The organism is Bradyrhizobium sp. GW821-FHT13H05, from assembly GCF_058804065.1.
Genome location: NZ_JBXAPO010000016.1, coordinates 1 through 26,598 on the forward strand (window position 1 = coordinate 1; position 26,598 = coordinate 26,598).

The 26,598-nt window shown below is 65.8% G+C and carries 24 protein-coding genes; 10 read left to right on the forward strand and 14 right to left on the reverse strand.

Going from position 1 to position 26,598, the window contains the following annotated elements:
- Positions 1-105 precede the first annotated feature (105 nt).
- The 4 genes from AC1RR3_RS32040 to AC1RR3_RS32055 all read left to right on the forward strand — a co-directional run bounded on the left by AC1RR3_RS32040 (position 106) and on the right by AC1RR3_RS32055 (position 4,657).
- On the forward strand, positions 106-1,824 hold the full coding sequence (locus AC1RR3_RS32040; protein WP_492828193.1) for an AMP-binding protein: 1,719 nt from the start codon (positions 106-108) through the stop codon (positions 1,822-1,824).
- Positions 1,825-2,304, forward strand: a complete 480-nt coding sequence (locus AC1RR3_RS32045; RefSeq protein WP_211409380.1) for a MaoC family dehydratase — start codon at positions 1,825-1,827, stop codon at positions 2,302-2,304. It abuts the gene before it with no gap.
- A 221-nt stretch (positions 2,305-2,525) separates the two neighbouring features.
- A complete protein-coding gene (locus AC1RR3_RS32050) occupies positions 2,526-3,443 on the forward strand; it encodes an SDR family NAD(P)-dependent oxidoreductase (protein WP_492828195.1) in 918 nt (305 codons plus the stop codon).
- Positions 3,440-4,657 (forward strand): BaiN/RdsA family NAD(P)/FAD-dependent oxidoreductase, encoded by a 1,218-nt coding sequence (locus tag AC1RR3_RS32055; RefSeq protein WP_492828522.1) that lies wholly within the window; start codon positions 3,440-3,442, stop codon positions 4,655-4,657. The genes AC1RR3_RS32050 and AC1RR3_RS32055 overlap by 4 nt, the downstream gene beginning before the upstream one ends.
- Positions 4,658-4,766: 109 nt before the next feature.
- On the opposite strand, the gene AC1RR3_RS32060 is transcribed toward AC1RR3_RS32055, so the two are convergent.
- From AC1RR3_RS32060 to AC1RR3_RS32070, 3 genes are all read right to left on the reverse strand, one after another.
- The gene (locus AC1RR3_RS32060) at positions 4,767-5,846 is read right to left on the reverse strand and encodes a D-TA family PLP-dependent enzyme (RefSeq protein ID WP_492828197.1); all 1,080 of its coding nucleotides are present in this window, start codon (positions 5,844-5,846) and stop codon (positions 4,767-4,769) included.
- Between the two features lie 64 nt (positions 5,847-5,910).
- Positions 5,911-7,722 (reverse strand): ABC-F family ATP-binding cassette domain-containing protein, encoded by a 1,812-nt coding sequence (locus AC1RR3_RS32065; RefSeq protein WP_492828198.1) that lies wholly within the window; start codon positions 7,720-7,722, stop codon positions 5,911-5,913.
- A 2-nt stretch (positions 7,723-7,724) separates the two neighbouring features.
- Positions 7,725-8,216 (reverse strand): YaiI/YqxD family protein, encoded by a 492-nt coding sequence (locus AC1RR3_RS32070; RefSeq protein ID WP_492828200.1) that lies wholly within the window; start codon positions 8,214-8,216, stop codon positions 7,725-7,727.
- Between the two features lie 106 nt (positions 8,217-8,322).
- Here AC1RR3_RS32070 and AC1RR3_RS32075 point away from each other — a divergent pair, with 106 nt between their 5' ends.
- Positions 8,323-9,123, forward strand: a complete 801-nt coding sequence (locus AC1RR3_RS32075) for a hypothetical protein (protein WP_492828202.1) — start codon at positions 8,323-8,325, stop codon at positions 9,121-9,123.
- A 176-nt stretch (positions 9,124-9,299) separates the two neighbouring features.
- Here AC1RR3_RS32075 and AC1RR3_RS32080 read toward each other — a convergent pair whose 3' ends face one another.
- On the reverse strand, positions 9,300-11,672 hold the full coding sequence (locus AC1RR3_RS32080) for a xanthine dehydrogenase family protein molybdopterin-binding subunit (protein ID WP_492828204.1): 2,373 nt from the start codon (positions 11,670-11,672) through the stop codon (positions 9,300-9,302).
- Positions 11,673-11,884: 212 nt separating this feature from the next.
- Between AC1RR3_RS32080 and AC1RR3_RS32085 the strand changes: the two genes are divergently transcribed.
- Together AC1RR3_RS32085 and AC1RR3_RS32090 are read left to right on the forward strand one after the other, a co-directional pair.
- A complete protein-coding gene (locus AC1RR3_RS32085) occupies positions 11,885-12,970 on the forward strand; it encodes a Ppx/GppA phosphatase family protein (protein ID WP_492828206.1) in 1,086 nt (361 codons plus the stop codon).
- Position 12,971: 1 nt separating this feature from the next.
- Entirely contained in the window at positions 12,972-13,658 is a 687-nt protein-coding gene (locus tag AC1RR3_RS32090) for an RlmE family RNA methyltransferase (RefSeq protein WP_492828208.1), read from the forward strand.
- A 19-nt stretch (positions 13,659-13,677) separates the two neighbouring features.
- On the opposite strand, the gene AC1RR3_RS32095 is transcribed toward AC1RR3_RS32090, so the two are convergent.
- Positions 13,678-15,168, reverse strand: a complete 1,491-nt coding sequence (locus AC1RR3_RS32095; protein WP_492828210.1) for an MFS transporter — start codon at positions 15,166-15,168, stop codon at positions 13,678-13,680.
- A gap of 441 nt (positions 15,169-15,609) precedes the next feature.
- Between AC1RR3_RS32095 and guaB the strand changes: the two genes are divergently transcribed.
- From guaB to AC1RR3_RS32110, 3 genes are all read left to right on the forward strand, one after another.
- Positions 15,610-17,100 (forward strand): IMP dehydrogenase, encoded by a 1,491-nt coding sequence (gene guaB / locus AC1RR3_RS32100; RefSeq protein WP_492828212.1) that lies wholly within the window; start codon positions 15,610-15,612, stop codon positions 17,098-17,100.
- Positions 17,101-17,325: 225 nt separating this feature from the next.
- Positions 17,326-18,348, forward strand: coding sequence for an NADPH-dependent curcumin/dihydrocurcumin reductase (gene curA, locus AC1RR3_RS32105; RefSeq protein WP_492828214.1), 1,023 nt, complete (start codon positions 17,326-17,328; stop codon positions 18,346-18,348).
- Between the two features lie 151 nt (positions 18,349-18,499).
- Complete coding sequence (locus tag AC1RR3_RS32110) at positions 18,500-18,796, forward strand: hypothetical protein (protein ID WP_492828215.1); 297 nt, start codon at positions 18,500-18,502, stop codon at positions 18,794-18,796.
- 10 nt (positions 18,797-18,806) lie between these two features.
- Here the strand turns inward: AC1RR3_RS32110 and AC1RR3_RS32115 are convergent, their stop codons facing one another.
- The 9 genes from AC1RR3_RS32115 to AC1RR3_RS32155 form a co-directional block, all read right to left on the reverse strand.
- Complete coding sequence (locus AC1RR3_RS32115; protein ID WP_492828217.1) at positions 18,807-19,871, reverse strand: LacI family DNA-binding transcriptional regulator; 1,065 nt, start codon at positions 19,869-19,871, stop codon at positions 18,807-18,809.
- 41 nt (positions 19,872-19,912) lie between these two features.
- Positions 19,913-20,941, reverse strand: a complete 1,029-nt coding sequence (locus AC1RR3_RS32120; protein WP_492828219.1) for a succinylglutamate desuccinylase/aspartoacylase family protein — start codon at positions 20,939-20,941, stop codon at positions 19,913-19,915.
- Positions 20,942-21,003: 62 nt separating this feature from the next.
- Positions 21,004-21,348 carry a RidA family protein gene (locus AC1RR3_RS32125; RefSeq protein WP_092183004.1) on the reverse strand — a complete coding sequence of 115 codons (345 nt, stop codon included), beginning with the start codon at positions 21,346-21,348 and terminating at the stop codon, positions 21,004-21,006.
- 57 nt (positions 21,349-21,405) lie between these two features.
- Positions 21,406-22,203 (reverse strand): transporter substrate-binding domain-containing protein, encoded by a 798-nt coding sequence (locus AC1RR3_RS32130; protein WP_492828221.1) that lies wholly within the window; start codon positions 22,201-22,203, stop codon positions 21,406-21,408.
- A 31-nt stretch (positions 22,204-22,234) separates the two neighbouring features.
- Positions 22,235-22,963: an amino acid ABC transporter ATP-binding protein gene (locus AC1RR3_RS32135; protein WP_492828223.1), complete on the reverse strand. Its 729-nt coding sequence runs from the start codon at positions 22,961-22,963 to the stop codon at positions 22,235-22,237.
- Positions 22,950-23,600, reverse strand: a complete 651-nt coding sequence (locus tag AC1RR3_RS32140) for an amino acid ABC transporter permease (protein ID WP_492828225.1) — start codon at positions 23,598-23,600, stop codon at positions 22,950-22,952. Before AC1RR3_RS32140 ends, AC1RR3_RS32135 begins: the two co-directional genes overlap by 14 nt.
- A 10-nt stretch (positions 23,601-23,610) precedes the next feature.
- Positions 23,611-24,270, reverse strand: a complete 660-nt coding sequence (locus AC1RR3_RS32145) for an amino acid ABC transporter permease (RefSeq protein WP_492828227.1) — start codon at positions 24,268-24,270, stop codon at positions 23,611-23,613.
- Between the two features lie 8 nt (positions 24,271-24,278).
- Complete coding sequence (locus AC1RR3_RS32150; RefSeq protein ID WP_492828228.1) at positions 24,279-25,574, reverse strand: amino acid deaminase; 1,296 nt, start codon at positions 25,572-25,574, stop codon at positions 24,279-24,281.
- Between the two features lie 141 nt (positions 25,575-25,715).
- On the reverse strand, positions 25,716-26,555 hold the full coding sequence (locus AC1RR3_RS32155) for a metallophosphoesterase family protein (protein WP_492828230.1): 840 nt from the start codon (positions 26,553-26,555) through the stop codon (positions 25,716-25,718).
- Between the last annotated feature and the right edge of the window lie 43 nt (positions 26,556-26,598).

A 26,598-nucleotide genomic window follows, 5' to 3' on the forward strand; every position in this document is an offset into this window, starting at 1 on the left:
CGACGCGCGCCATCAAATTGCGCCGTAGCGAGCGCGGCTTGGATGGAAGGCCGGGGGGCCCGTTACCCCATCTACGTTCGAAGATCAATTCGACGGGCTCGAACCATGACCACCTTTCAGGAAGCGCGTGCGTTTCTACTAAAGCACCGCACGGACTACGAGACAGCGGTCAAAGACTTCCGTTGGCCCGATCCGGTTCCCTTCAACTGGGCGCTCGACTGGTTCGACGCCGAGCTGGCGACGAATGCTGACAGCAAGGACCGGCCCGCGCTCTGGATCGTCGATGCCGCGCAGGACAAACAGACAAAACTGTCCTTTGCGGCGCTGTCGAAGCGCTCCAATCAGGTTGCGAACTTCCTCCGCGCGCAGGGCTTGAAGCGCGGCGATCATTTGTTGCTGCTGCTCGGCAATGTCGTCCCGTTGTGGGAGACCATGCTGGCGGCGATGAAGCTCGGCGTCGTCGTGATTCCCGCGACCACGCTGCTCACCGCCGACGAACTGCGCGACCGGCTTGATCGCGGCAAGGCGAAAGCCGTGGTCGCAGCGCAAGATCAGGTCGCGAAATTCGCGAGCCTTGGTGCCGAGAATGTCGTGCGCATCGTGGTTGGCGCAGTCTCTGACGGCTGGCTTGCCTATGACGAGGCGGCGAAGGCCTCGGAGAGTTTTGCGCCTGACAGTGCGACCAATGCCGACGACCCGATGCTGCTCTATTTCACCTCCGGCACCACCGCAAAGCCGAAGCTCGTGCTGCACAGCCAGCGCAGCTATCCCGTCGGCCATCTCTCGACGATGTACTGGATCGGGCTGAAGCCCGGCGACGTCCATCTCAACATCTCATCGCCCGGCTGGGCCAAGCACGCGTGGAGCTGCTTCTTCGCGCCGTGGAACGCCGGCGCCACCGTGTTCGTGGTCAACCAGCCGCGCTTCGATGCCAAGGCTCTGCTTGCAACTATTGGCCGCTGTGGCGTCACCACGCTGTGCGCGCCGCCGACGGTGTGGCGACTGTTCATCCAGGAGAACCTTGCGTCGTTCAAGGTCGCGTTGCGCGAGGTCTGCGGCGCGGGCGAGCCACTCAATCCTGAAGTGATCGACCAGGTGCAGGCGGCCTGGGGTCTCACCATCCGCGACGGTTACGGCCAGACCGAGACCACGGCGCTTGCCGGCAACTCGCCCGGACAGAAGATCAAGGTCGGCTCGATGGGCCGGCCGCTGCCGGGTTATCGCGTCCAGGTCAGCGACGCCGACGGCAACCCCGCAAAGGAAGGCGAAGTGGCGCTGGTGCTCGGTGCGAACCGTCCCGCTGGCCTGATGCAGGGCTACCAAGGCGATGACGGCCAGCTCTCCGGTGCGGAAGGCGAACTCTATCGCAGTGGCGACGTCGTATTCGCTGACGCGGATGGCTATCTTACCTTCGTCGGCCGCTCCGACGACGTCTTCAAATCCTCCGACTATCGCATCAGCCCGTTCGAGCTGGAGAGCGTGCTGCTCGAACATGAGCTCGTCGCCGAAGCTGCTGTCGTGCCGAGCCCGGATCCGATCAGGCTCGCGATTCCCAAGGCCTTCGTGCTGCTGACGGCAGACGCCGAGCGGACGCCCGAGACCGCGCTGTCGATCTTCAAGCACCTGCACACGCGCCTTGCGCCGTTCAAGCGCATCCGCCGCCTCGAAATCGTGACCGAGCTGCCGAAGACGATCTCTGGCAAAATCCGGCGCGTGCAGCTACGACGGCTGGAGCGCGACGATGATCGCAACGATCCGCTGCGTGGCCGGGAGTTCCGCGAGGAGGATTTTCCGGAGCTGCCGAAAACACGGAGTGAGACCTAAGTGAACGAAGTCTGGAAGAAGCCGCCGATCACGCTGGAGGCCTATCAGGCCATGGTCGGCAAGGAGATCGGCGTATCCTCGTGGCACCTGATCGATCAGCCTCGCATCGACACCTATGCCGACGTGATCGAGGATCACCAGTTCATCCACGTCGATCCTGAGCGCGCGAAGAAAGAAACCGCGTTCGGCACCACCATCGCGCACGGCTTCCTGACGATGTCGCTGCTGTCGATCATGTCCTACGAGGTGATGCCTGTGATCGCCGGCACCACGATGGGTGTCAATTACGGTTTCGACAAGCTGCGCTTCATCTCGCCTGTGCGCTCGGGAAAACGCGTCCGCGGCCGGTTCGTGCTGGCTGAAGCCAAGCTGCGCAAGCCCAACGAATTGCAGTCCCGCACCAACGTTACAGTGGAAATCGAAGGTGAGGACAAGCCGGCGCTGGTTGCCGACTGGCTCGGCTTGATCTATTTCGCGTAAGTCCGGCTGGGCTTGACCCGGTCCTCCATCGCTGCTCAAAAGCGTGTCGAAATCTCTCGCGGAGTGCTCTTACCCTCTCCCCCTGTGGGAGAGGGTGGCTTCGCGGAACGCGAAGCCGGGTGAGGGGTATCTCTCCGCGAGCTCCGCTGCCGAGAGATACCCCTCATCCGGCGCTTCGCGCCACCTTCTCCCACAAGGGGAGAAGGAAGAAAGGAAGCACAATGGCAATCAGGTTCGACGGACGCGTCGCCATCGTCACCGGGGCAGGCAATGGTCTGGGGCGCGCGCACGCGCTCGGCCTCGCCAGCCGTGGTGCAAAGGTTGTGGTCAACGATTTCGGCGGCGCGCGCGACGGCAGTGGCGGTTCGCTCTCTCCTGCGGAAGCCGTGGTCGAGGAAATCCGCAAAGCCGGCGGCACCGCGATGGCCGATGGTGCCGACGTCTCGAATTTCGAGCAGGTCACCGCGATGGTCGAGCGCGCCACCAAGGAGTGGGGCAGCGTCGACCTCATGTGCGCCAATGCCGGCATCCTGCGCGACAAATCGTTCGGCAAGATGGAAGCCGCCGATTTCCAGAAGGTGCTCGACGTGCACCTCGTCGGCACCTTCTACTGCTGCAAGGCGGTCTGGGCCGGGATGCGCGACCGCAATTACGGCCGCATCGTGCTGACGACGTCGTCCTCCGGCCTCTACGGCAATTTCGGCCAGGCCAATTACGGCGCGGCGAAATCCGGCATGGTCGGCCTGATGAACGTGCTGGCCGAAGAGGGCCGCAAGGCCAATATCCGCGTCAACATCATCTCACCGACGGCTGCAACCCGCATGACCGAAGAGCTGCTGCCGCCGCAGGCGCTGCAACTGATGAAGCCGAATGCGATCACGCCGGCCGTCGAGTACATGCTGAGCGAGGACGCGCCGACCCGCACCATCATGGGTGCCGGCGCCGGCTCGTTCGCGGTGATCAAGATTCTCGAGAGCGAAGGCATCAACCTGCCGGAATCCGAATGGACGCCGGATGCGATCGCCGCGCATTTCGCCGAGATCAGCGACATGTCGAAGGCCAAGGCCTTGCAGGGCGCGTTCGAGCAGACGCAGAAATACGTCGCGCAGGCCGCGGCGCGGGCGGGGATCAAGCTCTGACTGATGTTGCCATCATCGGTTCCGGTCCCGCCGGGCTGATGGCGGCGGAGGTGCTGTCGCAAGGCGGCGCCCGTATCACCGTCTACGACGCCATGCCGTCCGCGGGCCGTAAATTCCTGATGGCCGGCCGCGGCGGGCTCAACCTCACCCACAGTGAGCCGCTGCCGGAGTTTCTCGCGCGCTACCGGGAGGCGATGCCGCATCTGCGCGCGGCGGTCGAAGCGTTTTCACCCGAGGCGCTGCGCGCGTGGAGCGAGGCGCTGGGCGAGCCGACGTTCGTCGGCACCAGCGGCCGCGTGTTTCCGAAAGCGTTCAAAGCCTCGCCTTTGCTGCGCGCCTGGCTGCGGCGGCTCGATGCGGCCGGCGTGCGGTTTGCCTTTCGACATCGCTGGATCGGTTGGGATGCGGAAGGGCGGTTGCTGTTTCACGCACACGACGGCCCGATCGCTATCGCAGCTAACTCCACAGTCCTCGCGCTCGGAGGCGCAAGCTGGCCGCGGCTCGGGTCGGACGGCGGTTGGGCCGATATCCTCGCCGCAAAGGGCATTGCCATCTCAACGTTGCGACCGGCCAATTCCGGCTTCACCGTCGCATGGTCCGACGTGTTCCGCGATCGTTTCGAGGGCCAGCCGCTCAAGGGCGTGGCGCTGACGATCGGCGCGCACACGGTGCGCGGCGAAGCGATGATCACCCGCAGCGGCATCGAGGGCGGTGCGATCTACGCGCTGTCGGCGGAGCTGCGCGAGGCGGTGCTGGGTCTCGGACAGGCGACGCTCACAATCGCATTGCGGCCCGACCTCGAGGCTGAGGCGCTGACGAAACGCCTGTCAGGCACGCGCGGCAAGCAGTCGCTCGCGAACTTCTTGCGCAAGGCGGCGCAAGTGTCGCCGGTCGGGATCGGTCTGATGCAGGAGGCCGCCATCGCATCCGGCCGGCCGCTCGCAGCGTTCTCACCGGCCGAGCTTGCGCATTTGATCAACGGCATTCCGGTTCAGCTCACCGGCATCGCTGCGATTGATCGCGCGATCTCGACTGCGGGCGGGATCACCTTCGACGAGCTCGACGAGCGCTTCATGCTGCGCAAGCTGCCCGGCGTGTTTGCCGCCGGCGAGATGCTGGACTGGGAAGCGCCGACGGGTGGCTATCTGTTGCAGGCCTCGTTTGCGACGGGGGCTGCGGCGGGCAGGGGCGTGCTGGAATGGCTCAGCAGCTAACCACCGTCATTGCGAGCGCAGCGAAGCAATCCAGAATCCCTCGACGGAGATAGTCTGGATTGCTTCGTCGCTTCGCTCCTCGCAATGACGGCTGGGACAGTAGTGGCCTCTACCGCAGTTTCCCGCGCGCGGCCACCGGCAGCGTGCCGATGATTTCCTCGCCGCGCACCATCAGCACCTCGTCCATCATGTTGACGACGACGCAGACGTGGTTCGGCACGATCCGGACGACGTCGCCGACATTGGGCCGCGTGTTGCTGCGGGACAGATCAAGGAAGCCGTGCTCCTCGGCGAAGCGCGCGATCTTGGCTTCGGGATGCTCCAGGATCAGGCCGTGGCCGTCGAGGCCGCCGGTGTCCGTCGTCAGCGTCTTTGAGCCGGCATCCAGAATGCCGCGCTCGGGGGCGGCCCGGCTCACCACGGTCGAATAGATGTGCAGCGCGCAGTCGTCCCAGGTCGCCGAGCCGGCCGCGACCTGCATGCGGTCGTTGTAGATATAGGTGCCGAAGCGATGCTCGGTGCCACCCTTGAGCTTGCCGATGTTGACGAGGTTCGGCGTGCCGCCGGTCGAGACGATCTTCGCATCCAGCCCGTGGGCGCGCACGCCGGCCAGTGCCTCGTCGTAAAACTTCTGCGCATCGCCCCAGCCGGTCTCGGTCGGGTAGAGCATGAAACCGGCGAACTCGAGCCCCTTGGAGCCTGCGATCTCGCGTGCGAGTGCGATCGCTTCCGCCGGCGTCTCGACGCCCGCGCGCTTGCGGCCAGTGTCGCATTCGACCACGACGGAGAGCGGACGGCCGGACGCCGCTGCCGCCTTGGGCAGACCGGCGATGACGGTCGAATTGTCCGCGGCAACCGTCATGTTCGCCTTGGCCTGGAGCGCGCCAAGCCGCGCCATCTTCTCTTCGCCGAGGAGGTTATAGCTGATCAGGATGTCGTCGATGCCAGCATTGGCCATGATCTCGGCCTCGCCGATCTTCTGGCAGGTGATGCCTTTGGCGCCCGCTGCGACCTGCATCTTCGCGATCGTCGGGTTCTTGTGCGTCTTGATATGCGGTCGGTTGGCGATGCCGGCGTCATCGCAGGCCTTCTGGATGCGCGCGATGTTGCGCTCGACCTTGTCCATGTCGATGACGGCGCAGGGCGTGCCGTATTCGCGGGCAATCTTTGCGGCGAGGGGTGTGGTCATGGGAGTCTCTTAGTTGGCGCGCATTCTGATCGCAAAACCGGTGCCCACTTTTGCGGAATGCGCGCTAGGCCTGTTCGATTTCTTCACGGAGCATTTCAAGTTCGAGCCAGCGCTCTTCGGCGGCGGATAGTTCGTCATGTGCCTTGGCGATGGCGGCCGACGTATCGTCGAATTTCTTGCGATCCTTGATGTAGAGGTTGGGATCGTCCAGCACACGCTGCAGCTTTGCAATGTCGGCCTGCAACGTCTCCATCTTCTTCGGCAGCGTCTCCAGCGCGTGCTTCTCGTTGAAGCTCAAGCGCCGCTTGGGTGCGGAGGCGGGCGCAGCTAGCCGCTCCTCTTTCTTCTCGGCAGGGGTTTGCGCCTTCGCGGTCTCGCGCTTCAGGTCCGCGCCGCGCTGGGTCAGCATGTCACTGTAGCCGCCGGCATATTCGGTCCACCTGCCGTTGCCCTCGGGCGCGATCACCGAGGTGACGACGCGGTCGAGGAAGTCGCGGTCGTGGCTGATCAGGATGACGGTGCCCTCGTAGTCGCCGAGCATGTCCTCAAGCACGTCGAGGGTCTCGAGATCGAGGTCGTTGGTCGGCTCGTCGAGCACCAGGAGGTTCGATGGCTTTGCCAGCGCGCGCGCCAGCATCAGCCGGCCGCGCTCACCGCCGGAGAGCACCTCCACCGGCGTGCCGCGCTGCTCCTGCGCGAACAGAAAATCCTTCATGTAGCCGACCACATGCTTCGGCTTGCCGCCGACCATGATCTGGTCGCCGCGGCCGCCGGTCAGCGCCTCGGCCAGCGTCGATTTGGGATCGAGGCTTTCGCGGTGCTGGTCGAGCGTGGCCGTCTCCAGATTGGCTCCCAACCGTACGGTGCCGGAGTCAGGCTGCGCGCCGCCGGTGAGCAGATTGACCAGCGTGGTCTTGCCGGCACCGTTCGGCCCGACGATGCCGAGCCGGTCGCCGCGCTGGATACGCGTGGAGAAATTGTCGACGATGATGCGCTCGCCAAAGGCCTTGGTGATGCCCTTGGCCTCGATCACCAGCTTGCCGGATTGCTCGGCTTCGGCCGCGGCGAGACTGGCGGTGCCGGCTGTGCCGCGATAGTTGCGCCGCTGGTCACGCAGCGCATGCAGATTGCCGAGCCGCTTGACGTTGCGCTTGCGCCGTCCGGAGACGCCGTGGCGCAGCCAATGTTCTTCGTCGACGATCTTGCGGTCGAGCTTGTGCTGGTCGCGTTCTTCCTCGGCCAGCACCTCGTCGCGCCAGGCCTCGAATGCGCTAAAGCCACGGTCGATCTGCTTGATCCGGCCGCGGTCGAGCCAGGCGGTGGAGCGCGAGAGATTGGAGAGGAAGCGGCGGTCATGGCTGATGATCACCAGCGCGCTGCGGCGGCTGTCGAGCTCCTTCTCCAGCCATTCGATGGTGGAGAGATCGAGATGGTTGGTCGGCTCGTCCAGCAGCAGAATGTCGGGTGAGGGCGCCAGCACGCAGGCCAGCGCCGCGCGGCGCGCTTCGCCGCCGGAGACGTTTGCGGGGTTCTCGTCGCCGGTCAGCCCAAGCTGCTCCAGCAGATAGCGCGCCTGGTAGGGATCGTCGCCCGGCGCAAGCCCGGCCTCGACATAGGCGAGCGTGGTCTTGTGGTCGCCGAAGTCAGGCTCCTGCGGCAGATAGCGAACCGTGGCGCCCGGCTGCACGAAACGGGTGCCGCCATCGGGCTCGACCAAGCCGGCCGCGATCTTCAGCAGCGTCGACTTGCCCGAGCCGTTGCGGCCGATCAGGCAGACCCGCTCGCCTTGCGCGACATTGAGCTCGACGCCGCTCAGAAGCGGCGTGCCACCAAAGGTCAGCTTGATGTCCTTGAGTTGGATCAGTGGCGGCGCCATCGTCAACCCTGACTTGTCGCGGCTTGATCGGCGCGGCGGCGCTGGATCCGGCGCAGCGTCTGGTCGAGCGCCGAGAGGAATGCGGAGCGATCGCGCGGCGCGAACGATCGGGGCCCACCGGTGACTTCGCCCGCCGAGCGCAAATCCGTCATCAGATTGCGCACGGCGAGCGTCATCCCGATCGACTCCTCGGTGAACGGTTTCCCGTTCGGCGCGATCACGTCGGCCCCCGCCTTGACGCAGCGGCTGGCCAGCGGAATGTCCGATGTCACGACGACATCGCCCGGCTTGGCCCGCTCGGCGATCCAGTCATCGGCCGCGTCCATGCCGGCGCCGGCGGCGATGCGCTCGATGAGCGGATCCTGCGGCACGCGAATAAAATTGCCGGCGACCACGCTCACGGGCACGCCATGCCGGGTCGCGACGCGGTAGATCTCGTCCTTCACCGGACAGGCGTCGGCGTCGACATAGATACGGGTGGGCGTGTCAGTCATCGGCGGCGTGGTACCCCATTCGGGCCGCAAAGGCGAGGGGATTGACCGGTGTTCCCCGGGGCCTACGATCGGTCCGAAACAACAAGAATTTTGGGGAAGACCAGCCATGCCGAACCGGCTCGAAACCTACCGCGTTGAGGCCTACAACACCGCAAAGCAGTCCGAAAACAAGATGCATGACGACACGGTGGCGCGGCGCTTCGGCTTCTCCGGCGGGCTGGTCCCGGGCGTCGACGTCTTCGCCTACATGATGCACGTGCCGGTCGCCCGCTGGGGGCGCGATTTCCTGTCGCGCGGGCTGGTCGAAGCCCGCTTCATCAAGCCGGTCTATGACGGCGAGACCGCCGATGTCGATGCGACCGAGCACAATGGCCTGCTGACGATCGAAGTGTTCAGCCGCACCGAACTCTGCGCCACCGGGACGGCCTCGCTGCCGGCGGCCGCGCCGGCGGTTTCGCTGAACGACTATGTCGAGGTCCCCGTGGTTGCCGAGCGTAAGCCGGTCAGCCCGGCGACCTTCGAGACCGGCAAATGGCTCGGCACGATGCCCCGTCGCTGGGCCGGCCAGGACGCGACTGACTATCTCGCCGATGTCAGGGAAGCCGATCCGATCTTCGCGCGCGAGGGGCTCGGCCATCCCGGCCTGATCCAGCGCGTCATGAACCGCGTGCTGGTCGACAATACGATTCTGGGCCCGTGGATCCACGTCGGCAGTCGCATGCAGCTGCTGTCGGTCGCGCGCACCGGCGACGAGATCACCGCGCGAGCGAAGGTGACCGCGAACTACGAGAAGAAGGGCCACCGCTTCGTCGAGCTCGACGCACTGGTCGTCGCCAACGGCACCACGCCGGTCGCGCATTGCCAGCACACCGCGATCTACCAGCCGCGCGAGCAGGCGGCGGCGTAGGCACCGATGGCGATCGGGCGACAAGCGCTCGCCCCAAAGACGGTGTCATGCCCCGCGGGGGCGGGGCATCCAGTACGCCGCGGCCCATCGGTCAATCACTAAAGTCTCGGAGTACTGGATCGCCCGCCTTCGCGGGCGATGACAGCATTGTTGTGGAAACGGAAGCGAGCGCAGCCCTACGCCGCCTTGCCCTTCGCATCCTGGATCGCCCGCCACACCCGCTCAGGCGTCAGCGGCATGTCGATGTGCTTGATGCCGTAGTCGGCGAGCGCATCGACCACCGCGTTCACCACTGTCGACAGGCTGCCGGCGCAGCCGGCTTCGCCGCAGCCCTTGCTGCCGAGCGGATTGGTCGTGGCCGGTACCGGATGATCGCCGATCGCCATGAACGGCACGTCCTCGGCGCGGGGCAGGGCGTAGTCCATCAGCGAGCCCGTGATCGGCTGGCCGCTCTCGTCGTAGCGGACGTGCTCCATCAGCGCCTGGCCGATGCCCTGGACGACGCCGCCATGGAGCTGGCCTGCGACCAGCAGCGGGTTGATCACCGTACCGAAATCGTTCACCGCGCTGTAGCGCACGATCTGCACGACGCCGGTCTCGGGGTCGATCTCGACCTCGGCGACGTGGCAGCCGTTCGGGAAGGCCGAGGCGACCGGGTCGCTGGTGTGATCGACGTCGAGGCTGTCGGGCACACCGTCCGGCACCTTGCCGTCATGAAGCTTCTTGGCGAGCTCCATGATGTCGATGCTGCGGTCTGTGCCGGCGATCGTAAAGCTGCCGTCAGCGAATTCGATATCGGCCTCGGACGCCTCCAGCATATGCGCGGCGGCGCGCTTGCCTTTTTCGATGACGAGCTTGGCCGCCCCCACGATGGCCTGGCCGCTCGCGGTGATCGAGCGCGAGCCGCCGGTGCCGTTGCCGGTATGGACGATGTCGCTGTCGCCCTGCACGAGCTTCACGCTCTCGAAGGGAACGCCGAGCTGCGCGCACAGCACTTGTGCGAATGGCGTGGCGTGACCCTGGCCGTAATCGAGCGTGCCGGTGATGAGCTGCACGGAACCGTCAGGATCGAACACGATCTTGCCAAGCTCAGGGCTCGGCGGCGCAGTGACCTCGAGATAGGAGCCGACCGCGATGCCGCGCAGCTTGCCGGCCTTCTTGCTCTCCTTCTTGCGCTTGGCGAAATTCTCGTGGTCGGAGATTTCGAGCGCCTTGTTGAAGACGGCCTGGAAATCGCCGCTGTCATAGGTGACGCCGGAGGAGGCCGGGAACGGCATCTGGTTCGGCTTGATGAAGTTGCGCTTGCGCAGGGTCAGCCGGTTGATGCCCATCTCGTCGGCCGCGCGGTCGATCAGCCGTTCCATGTAGTAGTTCGCCTCGGGCCGGCCGGCGCCGCGATAGGCGCCCATCAGAGTGGTGTTGGTCAGCACCGTCTTGATGTCGACGCCCATCAGCGGCGTGCGGTAGACGCTGGAAAAATTCTTGCCGGTGTTGAGCGAGAGCGGCCCGGGCGCGACGCCAGTGATGTAGGCGCCGAGATTGCCGTAGCCAGAGAGCTTGGCCGCGAGGAAGTGCCCCTCGGCATCGAGCGCGAGCTCGGCATGGATCTTCTGCGCACGACCGTGGCTGTCCGAGAGGAAGCTGGTCGAGCGCTCGTCGAGCCACTTCACCGGCTTTCCCAATGCCTTCGCCGCGTACAAGATGCACATGTACTCGGGATAGTTGACGTTCTTCATGCCGAAGGAGCCGCCGACATTGGCGGTGAGGATGCGGACCTTCTCGTTCGGCACTTTCAGGTTCTTGGCGAGGTTGGCGCGGTTGCCCGCGACGCCCTGCGTCGGCATCTGGATGGTGTAGCGCTCGGTCTTCTTGTCGTAGGAGGCGAGCCCGACGCGCGGTTCCATCGAGACCACCGCGACGCGGGTGTTCTCGATGTCGATCTTGGTGACGTGGGCGGCGCTGGCGAAGGCTGCGTTGACCTTGTCCATGTCGCCGTAGTGGTAGTCGAGCGCGACGTTGTTCGGGATGTGGTCGTAGAGCAGCGGTGCGCCGGGCCTCGTCGCCTCTTCCGGATCGGTCACGGCGGGCAGCGGCTCGATATCGAGCTCGACGGCCTCGGCCGCATCGCGCGCCTGGGCCAGCGTATCGGCGACCACGAAGGCAACGGGATCGCCGACGAAGCGGACCTTGTCGGTCGCCAGCGGCTGGCGGTTGGTCTGGAGCAGGGGCGAGCCGTCACGGCTCTTCAGGGGCAGGCCGCAGGTGAAGGGGCCATAGCCGGCGGCATCGAGGTCCTTGCCGGTCCACACCCCGAGCACGCCCGGCATCGCCTTGGCGGTGTCGGTGCCGATGCCGCGGATGAGACCATGGGCATGGGTCGAGCGGACCACCACGGCATAGGCCTGGCCGGGCAGGTTGAAATCATCGGTGTAACGGCCCTTGCCGCGCACCAGGGTGTCATCCTCCTTGCGGCGGACGGGCTGCCCGACGCCATATTTTTGCAGTGCAATAGCGTTTTCGAGCGTGGACGATTTGGTGTGTTCTTGCATGGAATTGACCTGAAAAGCCGGCAATTGCGCGTTTTGGGGGGCGCCTAGAGGACCGGACCCTCTAAAAATAACCCACCGCCCCGTTCACGACAACGCACGAATGGGCATGGTCCCATGTGATGCGTTGTTGCGCAGGCCTGCCGCGCTGCTAATGTTTCAGGCGAAAAAGCAATTCCAGCTCGGCCCCAGCGGGCCGCGGAAAGACAATTTGTATGAATGACCACACGCGGCTCCGCGACGGCCATGGTACGCATCATGGGCCGCACGGTGAGCTCGAGGGGTCGATGGCGGCGGTGGCATTGGCCCCCGAACCGGCCGTCGCCGCGCAAGCGCCGGGAACCGGCGTCTATGCGGCGCTGGACCTCGGAACCAACAATTGCAGGCTGCTGATCGCCTGTCCGACCAGCGACGGCTTTCGCGTGGTCGATTCCTTCTCGCGCATCATCCGGCTCGGCGAGGGGGTCTCGGCGACCGGCTGCATCAGCGAAGCCGCGATCGAGCGCGCGATTGCGGCGCTCAGCATCTGCCGCGACAAGATCAATCTGCGCAAGGCGCGCCGCTTGCGGCTGATCGCGACCGAAGCCTGCCGCGCGGCCTCCAACGCCGAAGGTTTCCGCAGCCGCGTCGCGGCCGAGACCGGCATCGAGCTCGAGGTGATCAACCGCGAGACCGAGGCCGCGCTGGCCGTGCTCGGCTGCTCGCCGCTGGTCGACCCCAGGGGCCGGGGCGCGATCCTGTTCGACATCGGCGGCGGCTCGACCGAGCTGGTGCGGATCGAGCGCGATCCCGCAAATCCGGAGCCGCGCATCAAAGCCTGGATGTCGATCCCCCATGGGGTGGTCACGCTTGCCGAACAGTTCGGCGGCCGCGACGTGACGCCGGAGATCTACGCCGCGATGGAGAGCGAGGTCGCACGGCACGTCGCGCCGTTCGCCGAACAGCACGGCCACGATCTCACGGACATGCACCTGCTCGGCACGTCGGGTACCGTGACGACGCTCGCCGGCATCCATCTCAATCTCGCGCGCTACGACCGCCGCCGCATTGACAGCATCTGGATGAACGATACCGACATCACCGCGACCATCAACAAGCTGCTCGGCATGAGCTACGAGGAGCGCGCCGGCAACAGCTGCATCAGCGTCGAGCGCGCCGATCTCGTGCTCGCCGGCTGCGCCATCCTCGATGCGATCCGCCGTGCCTTTCCGCTGCCGCGCCTGCGCGTCGCCGACCGGGGCCTGCGCGAGGGCATGCTGGTCGAGATGATGCGCGAGGACGGCGCGCTCAGGAGCTGGTGAGATGGCCAAGGATACCACCGGCCGCTTGCACGTTCAGGTCAAGACTGGCGGCAAGCGCAAATTGTCGTCGAAGCTGTGGCTGGAGCGGCAGCTCAACGATCCCTATGTGGTCAAGGCGAAGGCGTTGGGTTATCGCTCGCGCGCTGCTTTCAAGCTGCTCGAGATCGACGACAAATACCGGTTGCTGAAGCACGGCATGGCGGTGGTCGACCTCGGCGCTGCGCCGGGCGGCTGGAGCCAGATCGCCGCCAAGCGCGTCGGCTCGATCGACGGCAAAGGCAAGGTCGTCGCGATCGATCTGCTGGATATGCCCGAAATTGCCGGCGTCGACTTCGCGCAGCTCGACTTCATGGACAATGACGCACCCGCGAAGCTTACTGCGATGCTCGGGGGTGGCGCCGACATCGTGATGTCCGACATGGCCGCCAACACCACCGGTCACCGCAAGACCGACCAGCTCCGCATCGTCGGCCTGATCGAGACCGCCGCCGCGTTCGCCTGCGACGTGCTCAAGCCCGGTGGGACGTTCCTGGCCAAGGCGTTCCAGAGCGGCGCAGACGCCGAGCTGCTCGCCCAGCTCAAGCGCGACTTTGCGACGGTGCGCCATGTGAAGCCGGCCGCGAGCCGGCAGGATTCGTCGGAGCGCTACGTGCTGGCGACGGGGTTTCGCGGCGAAGCGAAGGCGTAGCCGCGGACGAGAAGAGGCGCTACCCCAGCCGCTGATCCCGCACGTCCTGGGTATCCTCCGTCGCGGTCTTGACGGCGGCGCTTGCGGCACTCTTCGCGGCACCCTTGCGGCTGGAAATGTCGACCGCCTTGCGGCCGGAGATTTCATGGCCGGCATCGGCGGGCATCTGCCAGAAGAACCAGCTCGAGACCGCCGAGGTCAACGCGACCACGACGAAGGCGGGCGCGAATACCGTGGCGTTGAGCTCGCTGACATGGCTGAGCCACATCGTCGTCTCCACGGAAGCCGCGCCGACGGCGACGCCGGCGGAGACCGCGAGCTGCTGGTTGACGCTGACGAGCGTGGTGGCGCGGCTCATCTGCGGCGGCTCGACGTCGGCATAGGCGACCGTGTTGATCGCGGTGAACTCGAGCGAGCGGAAGAATCCGCCAACCACCAGGATGACCAGGATGATGAGCAGCGGCGTCGTCACCGTGAACAGCGCGCAGATGCCGAGAAAGAATGCGCTGACGATCGCGTTCACCGTCATCAAATTGCGGAAACCGAAGGTGCGGATAAGGCGCGCGGCCAGCGCCTTCATGCCCATGGCGCCGAGCGAGGAGCCGAAGGTGACGAGGCCGGACTTGAATGGCGACAGGCCGAATCCGATCTGCATCAGCAGCGGCAGCAGGAAAGGCAGCGCGCCGATGCCGAGGCGGAATAGGAACCCGCCGAGGATGGCGGCGCGCAGCGTCGGCAGGTTCAAGAGCGAGAAGTCGAGCACCGGTGATCCCGTCCGTCGCGCATGGATGACGTAGAGCGTCATCGAGATCGAACCGCCCACGACCAGCGCTGCAACCGTGCTCCAGGGCAAGAGGTTGAGGCCGGCCACGGACAGGCCGAACGCAATGCCGGCGAGCCCGAGCCCTGCGAGCAACATGCCGTAGAGATCGAACGGCTCGCGTTCCTCGCTCTTGATGGGATCGATGAACTTCAAGGCCATGAAGATGCCGAGCAGGCCGATCGGGATGTTGATCAGGAAGATCCAGTGCCACGAGGCGTAAGTTGTGATGAACCCGCCGAGCGGCGGCCCGATCACGGGGCCGATCAGGGCAGGGACCGTCACCCAGGCCATCGCATTGACCAGCGCGCTCTTGTCGACCGAGCGCAGCAGCACGAGGCGCCCGACCGGCGTCATCATCGCCCCGCCCATGCCTTGCAGGATGCGCGCGAACACGAAATCGGTGACCGAGGTCGAGAGCGCGCAGCCGAGCGAGCCCACCATGAACACGCCGACCGCGATCGCGAACACCATCCGCGCGCCGAAGCGATCGGCCGTCCAGCCGCTCGCCGGGATGAACACGGCGAGCGAGAGCAGATAGGACGTGATGGCGAGCTTCAACGTCAGCGGGCTGGTGCCAATATCGGCTGCGATCGCCGGCAGCGAGGTGGCGATGACAGTCGAGTCCATGTTCTCCATGAAGAGAGCAGTGGCCACGATCAGCGGAATGATGCGTTGCTTGTCGACCATGACGGATTGGTAATGATAATCGGAAGGAGGGGCGGCAATTGCGGCTTAACACCACGACTCGGCCGGGACCATTGCGGATCAACGCATAGCACCTAAATCCTGCGTAACAACGATGTGACCCTCTCTTCCGGGTTGCGCTCGATGGCCGGACACGTCGTTCCGCGCCGTCGTCACTCCGGGGCGCGCCACTTGGCGCGAGCGTCGCGCCCCGGAGTGACGGTGGGATGGGACGCCGCCCCGGCTGTCCACGGCGAATTTACCTAAAAAGCCTGTGCATGGCTGGCCAGCGGGCCGAATTGCTTTGATTCGTCACGCGGCCGTGCTATCGACCCGCGTCAACCCCACTGATGGGCTCCGATTCTCCGGTGATGCCGCAAGGTACGCCGAGGGCGGCGCTCATCCATAGCTATTTGCGGCAGGGCCGCAGGAAGGAGTTGGCACATGGCCACGGTGCAACAGAGCATTCGCGAAGCCTTTACGTTCGACGACGTGCTGTTGAAGCCGGGCCTGTCGGACGTCATGCCGGGCGAGGTCGACATCCGCTCCCGCGTCACCCGCGCCATTCCGCTCAACATCCCGATCATGGCGTCCGCCATGGATACCGTCACCGAATCCCGCATGGCGATCGCCATGGCGCAGGCCGGGGGCCTCGGCGTCATCCACCGCAATTTCGATCCCGAAGGGCAGGCCGCTCAGGTGCGGCAAGTCAAGCGCTACGAGTCGGGCATGGTGGTGAACCCGCTCACCATCAGCCCCGATGCGACGCTTGACGATGCGCTCAAGCTGATGAGCGACCACGGCATCTCCGGCATTCCCGTCGTCACCGGCGCAGGCAAGAACACGCCGGGCAAGCTGGTCGGCATCCTCACCAACCGCGACGTGCGGTTTGCGACCGACCGCCGGCAAAAAGTCTCCGAGCTGATGACGCATGAAGGCCTCGTCACGGTGCGCGAGAATGTCAGCCAGGACGAAGCGCGGCGGATGCTGCACCAGCATCGCATCGAGAAGCTGCTGGTGGTCGACGAGCAGTATCGCTGCGTCGGCCTCGTCACCGTCAAGGACATGGAGAAGGCGGTCGCCCATCCGCTCGCCTGCAAGGACGCGCAGGGCCGCCTGCGCGTCGCCGCCGCCACCACCGTCGGCGACACCGGCTTCGAGCGCACCGAGCGGCTGATCGACGCCGGCGTCGATCTCGTCGTGGTCGACACCGCGCACGGCCATTCCCGCCACGTGCTGCACGCCGTCAACCGCATCAAGCGTCTGTCCAACTCCGTGCAGGTCGTTGCCGGCAACGTCGCCACATCGGAGGGCGCGCAGGCGCTGATCGACGCGGGCGCTGATTGCATCAAGGTCGGCATCGGCCCGGGCTCGATCTGCACCACGCGCATCGTCGCCGGCGTTGGCGTTCCCCAGCTCACCGCGATCATGGATGCGGTGGAAGCGGCGAAGAAGTCCGACATCCCCGTCATCGCCGACGGCGGCATCAAGTTCTCCGGCGATCTGGCCAAGGCGCTCGCCGCCGGTGCCGACATCGCGATGGTCGGCTCGCTGCTTGCCGGTACCGACGAGACACCGGGCGAAGTATTCTTGTGGCAGGGCCGTTCCTACAAGGCCTATCGCGGCATGGGCTCGGTCGGCGCGATGGCGCGCGGCTCGGCGGATCGCTACTTCCAGCAGGACATCAAGGATACGCTCAAGCTCGTGCCTGAGGGCATCGAGGGCCAGGTGCCCTACAAGGGCCCGGTCGGCAACGTCATGCACCAGCTCGCCGGCGGCCTGCGCGCCGCGATGGGCTATGTCGGCGCAAAGGACATGAAGGAGCTGCACGAGAAGGCGAACTTCGTCCGCATCACCGGTGCGGGCCTGCGCGAAAGCCACGTCCACGACGTGACGATCACGCGCGAAAGCCCGAACTATCCGGGCGGGGGTTAGGGTCGCCCTCTGCTGCGCGTCGGTTTCGGCGCGCTCGCCATTTTCTCCGCTGTCATTTCCCGCGAAGGCGGGGAATCCGGTACGCCGCGGCTTCTCGGTTTAATCACAGTCGCCTCTGGAATACTGGATCGCCCGCTTTCGCGGGCGATGACAGCGAGTGTGGGATTTGCTTCATTCCCACGCACCTCCTAAATGATTGCAACAAGCATTCAGGAGGAAGCCATCATGTCCCAAGCAAAACGCATCGTTCTCGCCGCGCGTCCCGTCGGCGAGCCCAAGCCGTCTGATTTCCGCATCGAGGAATTCGCGATTCCTTCGCCCGGTGCAGGTGAGGTGCTGCTGCGCACCGTCTGGCTGTCGCTCGATCCCTATATGCGCGGCCGCATGAGCGATGGTCCGTCCTACGCCGCACCGGTGCCGATCGGCGGCGTGATGGAAGGCGAGGCGGTCAGCGAGGTCGCAGCCTCCAACAATCCTGATTTCGCGGCAGGCGACATCGTGCGAGCCCGTACCGGATGGCAATCGCACGCGATCTCCAGCGGCAAGGGCCTGATCAAGGTCGATCCCAAGCTCGGTCCGATTTCGACCTCCATCGGTGTGCTCGGCATGCCCGGTATGACCGCCTATACGGGCCTGCTCGACATCGGCAAGCCGCAAGCGGGCGAGACCGTCGTTGTCGCCGGCGCTTCCGGCGCGGTCGGTTCGGCCGTCGGCCAGATCGCCAAGATCAAGGGCGCCCGCGCGGTTGGAATTGCCGGTGGCAAGGACAAGTGCGATTACGTGGTGAAAGAGCTCGGCTTCGATGCCTGCATCGATCACCGCGACCCTGATCTCGCCGCCAAGCTGAAAGACGCCTGTCCAAAGGGCATCGACGTCTATTTCGAGAATGTCGGCGGCGCGGTGTTCGAGGCGGTGTTCCCGCTGCTCAACCCGTTCGCGCGTGTGCCGGTCTGCGGCCTGATCGCCCATTACAACGACACCGAGGCGAAGCCGCCGAAATGGGCGGCATCGATGATGCGCGCCACCCTGACCAAGCGCCTGACCTTCCGCGGCTTCATCGTCTCGGACTTCGCCAGCCGGCATGGCGACTTCCTGCGCGACATGTCCACCTGGGTCCGCGACGGCAAGGTCAAGTACAAGGAGTTCGTCACCGAGGGCCTGGAGAGCGCCCCCGGCGCCTTCATGGGCCTCCTGAAGGGCGCCAATTTCGGCAAGCAACTGGTGCGGGTCGGACCGGACAAGGCCTGATTTGGCACAACCAGCCCCCTTCAGGGCGCTGGTTGGTTAAAAAAGAGTCACCGATTGGCCACACCAGCCCGCAAAAGCCGCAGGTGTGACCGTCGGTTCATTGACGAAAAAGCGAAGGCATTGAATCATCGCACATATTTCGGGTGTTGCGATGTTAGAGATCGGTATTTTCTGCGTCATTCTTCTGGCCGCCGGCTATTGGGCGACCATGTTCGTCATGGGCCGGCGCGACGACGTCATCCATGGCAAGTTCATTCACGCCGAAGACGTGGGCGATTTCTCCCAGCCCTCGATGCCGGTGCCTCCGCCCCCATTTCCGAAGCGTCCGGTCAAGGCTGCACAGCCGGCCAGTGTCCAGCCCGCGAAGGCCGACGCTCCGCCCGTGAGCAGCGCCGCTCTGGAATCCCTGTTGGCTGCGATCCAGCAGGACCTCAAGAGCGTCGCGTAAGTCGCAACGCTCAGACGCTGCCGCGTTCGACCAGGAACAGATCGACCGCGAGCCGTTGCTCGGCAGCCGACGCTCCGGAGAGGCGCGCCAAAAGCAATTCGCCCGCGATACGTCCCACGGCCGCCGCATCGAACGAGATGGTGGTGAGGCCGGGCGTGATCTGGTCGGCGACGTCGTTGTCGCCGAAGCCGAGCACGGCGAGATCGCGCGGCACCGACAGGCCGCGGGCGCGGGCCTCGATCAGCGCGCCGGTCGCGAGCAGGTCATTGGCGCAGAACACGGCATCGACGTCGCCGCCGCGCTCGAGCAGGGCGATGAAGGCGGCACGGCCGTCGACGAGGCCAGTGATCTCACCGACGCCGATCTCGTGGACGATCTCGAGGCCGAGCTGCGCCGCTGCCGCACGAAAGCCGTCGCGGCGCAGCGCGCCACGGCCGCTGCTGCGGCCGATGAAGGCGACGCGCCGATGTCCGGCCGCGGCCAGCCTGCGCGCCGCCATCGCGCCGGCATCCGCGTTGGGCAGGCCAACCAGCATGTCGATGGGATCGCGCGGAAACGCCCAGGTCTCGATCACGGGAATGCCGAGCTCGGCAAGCGCTGCGCGGTTCTCCTCGAGCTCGATCACGCCGGTGAACATCACTGCCGCGGGCCGGATGCCGCGCAGCGACTGGATCATCGCGACTTCCTTGGCATAGGAGTAGGAGGTCTGGCCGACCAGCACCTCGAACCCCTCAGGCTCCAGCGTCGCGGCGAAGCTGCGCACCGCGAGGCCAAACTGCTGGCTGAGGATGTTGGAGACGAAGGCGACGACCACGTTCGATCGGCCCGAGCGCAGCGCGCGCGCATGCGGGTTGGAGGCGTAGCCGGTCGCCTCGATCACCTCGAGGATGCGCTCGCGAGTCTCGCGGTTGACCTTTTCGGGGTGGCGTAGGACCCGCGACACCGTGATCGGCGATACCCCGGCGCGCTCCGCCACCTCCTCGATGCGCGGCGGCCGCCCGGTCGCACTGCTGCGGCCGCGCGGCGCCGGAATGCGCACCACGTCGTCATAGGTCGGCTTTGCCGGATCGGTCATCGAATCCCGAGTGTAATCGCAGTCGGTATCGTCTCCAAAGTTTAGCGCGCCGGCAACTCGTCACGCGACAGCGCGCGGCCGACCTGGACGAGGCAGTCGCCGCTCTGGCTGTCGGTGTGCAGGCGCTGCGAGATCACGATGCCGTCGGCGGGGAAGCGCAGCACCTCTTCCGGCAACTCCGGGCGCTCGAAATCGTGATACCAGCCGGCGATATCGCCGGCCGCAACGCGCGCGCCGACCATGACCGCAGGCTCGAACCAGCCGCGCCGCGTCGCGAACACCGCCTGTGCATGGCTTTGCAGCGCCAGCAGTTCGGTGGCGCGCTCGACCGGCGCATGTGGCCCCAGCACCGGCGCCTGGACGATGCCGAGCGCGAGCAGCAGGCGATCGACCGCGCGCGCAGTGAGCGCCATGGTCTGCGGCGTGACGGTGCCGCCACCGCCGAACTCACCTGACAGCCCGATTGCGCCGGCGCGCGCGGCCGCCGCCATCGAGGTCGGCGCCGTGGCGCCGTTCTCGGCGACGAAGGCGAAGGGCATGCCGAGCCCCTCCATCAGGCGCAACGCCTGGGCGAACATTTCGGGCGGCCCCTGCCGCTCGATCAATGCGCAGGGCACATGCGCCATCGACGTGCCGCCGGAATGGATGTCGAAGACGACATCGTGACGCGGAAACAGCTCGTGCTCGAGGAAATGCGCCAGACGAAACGTTGGCGTGCCCGCGGCATCGCCCGGGAAGGCGCGGTTGAGATTGCCCTCGTCGAGCGGCGAGCGGCGGCGCGCCGCCATCACGGCGGGCCAATTGGCGAAGGGCAGGATGGTGATCTCACCCTTGATGGCGTTCGCATCGAGCCGGCGATACAGCCGCGTCAGCGTGATCTCGCCCTCATATTCATCGCCGTGATTGCCGGCCATCAGAAGCAGCTTCGGGCCGGCGCCGTTCTTGATCCGGAAGATTGGGATATTGAGCTGGTAATAGGGAGAGCGATCGATCGAGAAGGGAATGCCGAGATGGCCGGACCATTTCTGGTCCTTCCCGAAATCGATGTCGTGAAACAGTCCGGTATGCATGGGAGGCCTCATGGCCGCGTCGTCGCCGACGCCGGCCGAAGGTTGAAGGAAGAGCGGCGCCGTCAGAGCAAGGCGACAGCGGTCATCTCGACGCGCAGATCGGGATCGGCGAGGCGGGCTTCGACGCAGGCGCGCGCCGGCGGATTGGCCGGATCGATCCAGGAATCGTAGACCGAGTTCATGGTGTCGAAGTCGGTGATGTGCGGCAGGAACACATTGACCGCGATCAGCTTGGAGCGGTCGGAGCCGGCCTCTTTCAGCAGCGCGTCGATCTTGGCGAGCACCTGCTGGGTCTGCGACACGATGCCGGCCTTGCGGTCATCGGCGACCTGGCCGGCGATGTGCACCATGCCGCCGGCGGCGACGGCCTGGCTCATGCGCGATCCCACGACGTAACGTTTGATCATCTCAAAATTCTCCTGGTGAAGGTCGGCTCCCGCATGATGCGGGAGCCGTGTGCGAGCTTACAGCGTCGGAAGCGTCTGCTCTTCCTTGAACCATTTCAGCTGAAGGGCGCCGAGCTTGCCGTTGAGCTTGTTGAAGAAGATGTCGGTGTTGATCCAGTTGAGCAGGTTCTGCTCGCCCTGACGGACGCCGACATGGGCCGGCGACTGGCGGATCAGGAATTTCAGCTCGACCTCCTTGGTCGGGTTCTGGTCCTGCACCTTCAGCGCGATGGCGCTGTTCTCGGCGAAGGTGTCGGCCTGTCCGGCGAGGAAGGCGGCGAGTGCGGCCGGCGTGTCTTCAAAACGCACCAGTTTCACCTTCGGGGCATTGTCGGTGAGCCAGACGTCGAGCGTCGAGCCCTTGGCCACCGCAACGCTGCGGCCGTCGAGATTGTCAGGCTTCTTGCCGGTGGCGGCAGGAATCGACTTGGCGCCGTAGACGCCGAGATTCACCACCGCGTAGGGCTGCGAGAACATTACCTGCTGGGCCCGCTCGGGCGTGGCGCCGAGGCCCGCGATCAGGATGTCGATCTTGTCGGAGAGCAGGCTCGGGATGCGCGCGGCGCCCGTCACCGGCACGAGCTCGAGCTTCACGCCCATGTCGGCGGCGATCAGCTTGGCGAGGTCGGCATCGAGACCCGCGATCTCGCCCTTGTCGTCCTTGAAGCCCCACGGCGCGGCATCGGTCAGCAGGCCGACGCGCAGCTTGCCGGAGCCGAGCACGTCCTGGAGCTTGTCGGCTTGCGCGAGGTTCGGCGCGGCAATGACGGCAAGCGCTGTCGCTGCGATTGCAAAGAGGGATTTCAGTTGTCTCATGTCTCTCTCCTGGTGGCGGATGGGTGGATGATTATCTTGCGGAAGCGATGAAGCTTGCGAGCTCGGGGGTCTCGGGGTTGGCGAACAGTTTTGCCGGCGGGCCCTGTTCCCAGACCCGCCCCTGGTGCATGAAGACGATGCGGTTGGCGACGTTGCGGGCAAAGCCCATCTCATGGGTGACGAGGATCATGGTCATGCCTTGCTTCGCCATCGCCTCCATCACCTTCAGGACTTCACCGACCAGCTCCGGGTCGAGCGCGGACGTCACCTCGTCGAACAGCATGAGGTGAGGCGCCATCGCGAGGCAGCGCGCGATCGCGACGCGCTGCTGCTGGCCGCCGGAGAGCTGTTCGGGCCAGGCGTCGATCTTGTCGGCGAGCCCGACGCGGGTCAGTACGTCCTCGGCCAGCGCTCGTGCTTTCGCCTTGTCGATGCGGCCGGTGAGGAGCGGGGCGAGCGTGATGTTGCGCTCGACCTTCAGATGCGGAAACAGGTTGAAGGCCTGGAACACGATGCCGACGCGCTGACGGAATTTCTTCAGGTCGGGCATCCCAGCATGAACCCGCTCGCCCTCGACGCGGATATCGCCGGTATCGACGCTCTCCAGCGCATTGATGCAGCGGAGCAGCGTCGACTTGCCCGAGCCGGAGCGGCCGATGATCGTGACGATCTCGCCTTCCTCGACGTCGAGCGAGACGCCCTTGAGCACCTCGACCTTGCCGAATGTCTTGTGCACGTCGCGGATTTCAACGAGAGCCATCGAGGCGGGCCTCCAGAGAGCGGGACCAGAGCGTGAGCGGCAGGCACAGCGCGAAATAGATCGCGGCGACGAGCGCGTAGGTGAGCAGTGGCTGGAACGTCGCCGCGCTCACCACCTGGCCGGCGCGGGCGAGCTCGACGAAGCCGAGGATCGAGGCAAGCGATGTGCCCTTGATGAGCTGCACCAGGAAGCCGACGGTCGGCGGCAGCGACAGCCGCAGCGCCTGCGGCGCGATGATATGGCGGAACTGCTGCCAGGCGGAGAGGCCGAGGCAGGCGCCGGCTTCCCATTGCGCCTGCTTCACGGCTTCGAGGCCACCGCGCCAGATCTCGCCGAGGAAGGCGGCGGTGTAGAGCGTGTAGGCGACAGTGACGGCGACAAGTGCCGGCACCTGGATGCCCAGAAATACCGGCATGCCGAAATAGAAGAAGAACAGCAGGCCGAGAAGCGGCACACTCTGGATGATCTGGATCAGCGCCGCCATGGTCCAGCGCAGGCCCGCAAAGCGGCTGATGCGACCCATCGCAAGGCCAAGCGCCAGCGGCGCGCCGAAGGCGAGCGCGAGTGCGACCAGCGCGACGGTCCAGCGCAGGGCTTCGACCAGCGAGACGAAATCGATGAGGGTGAAGGATCGCATCGCCGTCCCCTCAGCGCCGCCGCGGCCAGCGGAAGGCCGCCAGACCGATAACGGCGAACAGCGCCTTGAACGACATTGCCATCGCGAAATAGACCGCGCAGATCACCGCATAGACCTCGAAGCTGCGATAGGTGCGGCTCTCGATGAAGCCCGCGACATGAAACAGCTCGTCGGCTGCGACCTGCGAGGCGAGCGAGGTGCCAAGCAACAGGAGGACGAACTGGCTGGTCACGGCCGGATAGGCGTTGCGCAGCGCCGGCGGCAGCAGGATGTGACGGAACACCTGCCAGCCTGATAGTCCAAGGCACTGGCCGGCCTCGATCTGGTTCTTCGGCACGGAGTCGAGACCGGCGCGGATGATCTCGACCGAATAGGCGCCGAAATACAGCGACAGCGCGACGGCGGCAGATTCGAATGCCGGCAGCTTCAGGCCGAAGTTCGGCAACACGAAGAAGATGATGAAGATCTGGATCAGCGACGGCGTGTTGCGGAACAGCTCGATGTAGCCGCGCACCAGCCAGCGCAGCGGCGCGATGCGGCCGTTCAGCGCGACCGCGCCGGCAATTCCGATCAGGAGCCCGGCCAGCGCGGCGATCACCGTCAGCTCGAGCGTGACGATGGCCCCGTCGATGAGCTGGTTCTGATAGCGCCAGAGCGGCAGGAAATTCATCGCTGCCCTCAGCCGAACTGGGTGGGGAGGGCGCGCGTCACGACGCCGTCGGTGTCGAGGCCGAGGATGACGCGCCAGCGGTCGAGGCAGGTGCAGGGATGCGAGATGCCGAAGGCGATGATGTCGCCGACCGCAAGCGCGCAATGGTGCGCGACGGACAGGAACGCATGCTGGTCGTTGAGACGAGCGACCGACAGGCTCTCGGCGAGGCCTTGCTGCTCGACGCCGTCGCGGAAGACCCGCAACGGGACCGGCAGCCCCTGATCGAAAGAGGCATCGCGCATACCGAAGCCGGCGATCGCAAGCCCGTCTTCGGGACGCGACAGCACTTCGGCCCAGAGCGTCAGCGCGGGGCGAAAGCCGTCCACGGCGGAGTGGCGCAGACCGTCAACGAGCAGGCCGCCGCGCCGGTCAATTTCGGCGAAGGCGCGGGCATAGATGCCGTGATCGGCAAAGAACAGCGCGCCGGAGCGTAGGAGGACGGTGGCATTGCCGTCGACCTGCGCGCTGGGTGCGAGCGCGCGGGCCACGACGTCGAAATAGGCCGAGCCGCCCGCACTCATGATCAATCGTCGCTGCGGCGCGGCGGCGCGCACCAGCGCAAAAGTCTCGATGGTACGCTCCATCAGCGCCGTGATCGCGCGCATGGTTTCGTCGGCGTCGGACGTCGCGGCCGCGCCCTCGTAGGTCGCGACGCCGCCGAGCACGAGCCGGTCGGCGGCGAGCACGGCTGCAATCGTCGCCTCGATCGCGGTGCGATCGCGCGCGCCGGCACGGCCTGCGCCGAGCTCGACCAGCACGGACAATTCACTGCGGCCCGCAATCCGCGCCGCCTCGGCGAGCGCTGCGACCGCAGCCGGTGAATCCGCAAAAGCGTGAAACTCGACGTCGGGATAGGCGCTGAGCAGCGCGCCGAGCCGACGGCCGGCCGCGAGCCCGCCGATCTCGTTGGCCAGCAGCAGGCGCCGCTCGCCGCTCGCGAGCAGCACGGCGGCCTGCTGGATGTTGGCGACCGTCGTGCCCCAGGCGCCGGCCGCACGCAGTGAGCGGGCGAGCTCCGGCGACATTGGCGTCTTGGCGTGGGGCGCGACGGCGACGCCGGCGCTCGCGCACCATGTCAGGAAGAGGTCGCGGTTGGCCGCGAAGGCGGCTTCATCCAGGGTGAGGGCGGGCAGGGCAAGATCGCCGCGTGAAGGTGACCAGCGCTGGCTGCCGATGTCCTCAGTGGCCAGGCCATCGACCAGGGGAATGCCCCTAATCGTCGTCGAAAGGCGTTTTCCATCCCACCGGGACAAGAACTGCATCGTCGCTCCCTCAGCGGCCCTCGACCGCCAAGAGAACGATATGTCGGAATGACAACGTTGTCATCAGGCCTTTCCAGCCATCCTCAAGTCAAACTTGATGCACTAAGGTATGATGGTAAGGAATACTGCCCGCGGATTGAGCTAGTGCGGTCCCATCTGGGCGAGGATCTCTTCGATATCGATGTCCGCTTGGCCGGCTGCCCTGATGTGGCGGACCTCGAGACTGTCGGGCCGGAAGCGATACTCGACGAGGCCGGTCTCCTTGATCGCGATGCGGTCCTGGCGCTGGTCGTTGATCTTGAAGCCGACCGACGGCGCCCAGACGTGGCGGGTGTGGCGCCAGGTGAAGTCGCGGCGCTGGTGCACATGGCCGCTGGCGATAAGCCGCAGATCGATAGACGCAAACATCTCGATCAATCGCGCCCGCGCCGGCTGCGGCACGTAGCGGATCGAGGTCTCGGGCGTCTCTGGATCGTCGGGCAGGTTGAGGAACAGCGGCTTGTGCAGGAACAGCGCGACCGGCTTGCCGTTCACGTGCGACACTTCGGAAGACAGCCAGTCGAACTGCTCGGCCTCGAAGGCAAGGCCGGAATTCATCACCAGCGTGTTGAGGCCGATGAAGTGCCAGCCGGCCGCTTCGAACGACCAATGGTCTTCGCCGATGATGTCGCAGAATTGCCGGCGGTGCGCTTCCATGACCGGCGGTTTTGGCGCCGGCCCGATCGCGGTCGGATTGTCGCCGATGTCGTGATTGCCCGGCAAATAGCGGCAGGCAACGGGCAGGGCGTCGTGCAGGCCTTTCGCGAATGCGACGTCATCGCGGCTGGTCGGTCCGTCGAAGGAGACGTCACCGGTGTTGATGACGAGGTCGGGTCTGTTCGCATCGACGTGTTCGCAGACGCGATCGAAGTTTGCGATCAGGCCGGGAAAGCGCCGGCCGAGATGGGTGTCGGAAATCTGGGTGAGGCGAAATTCGGACATGCGATCAGGATACGCATTGTCACACGTCGGAACGATGACGGCG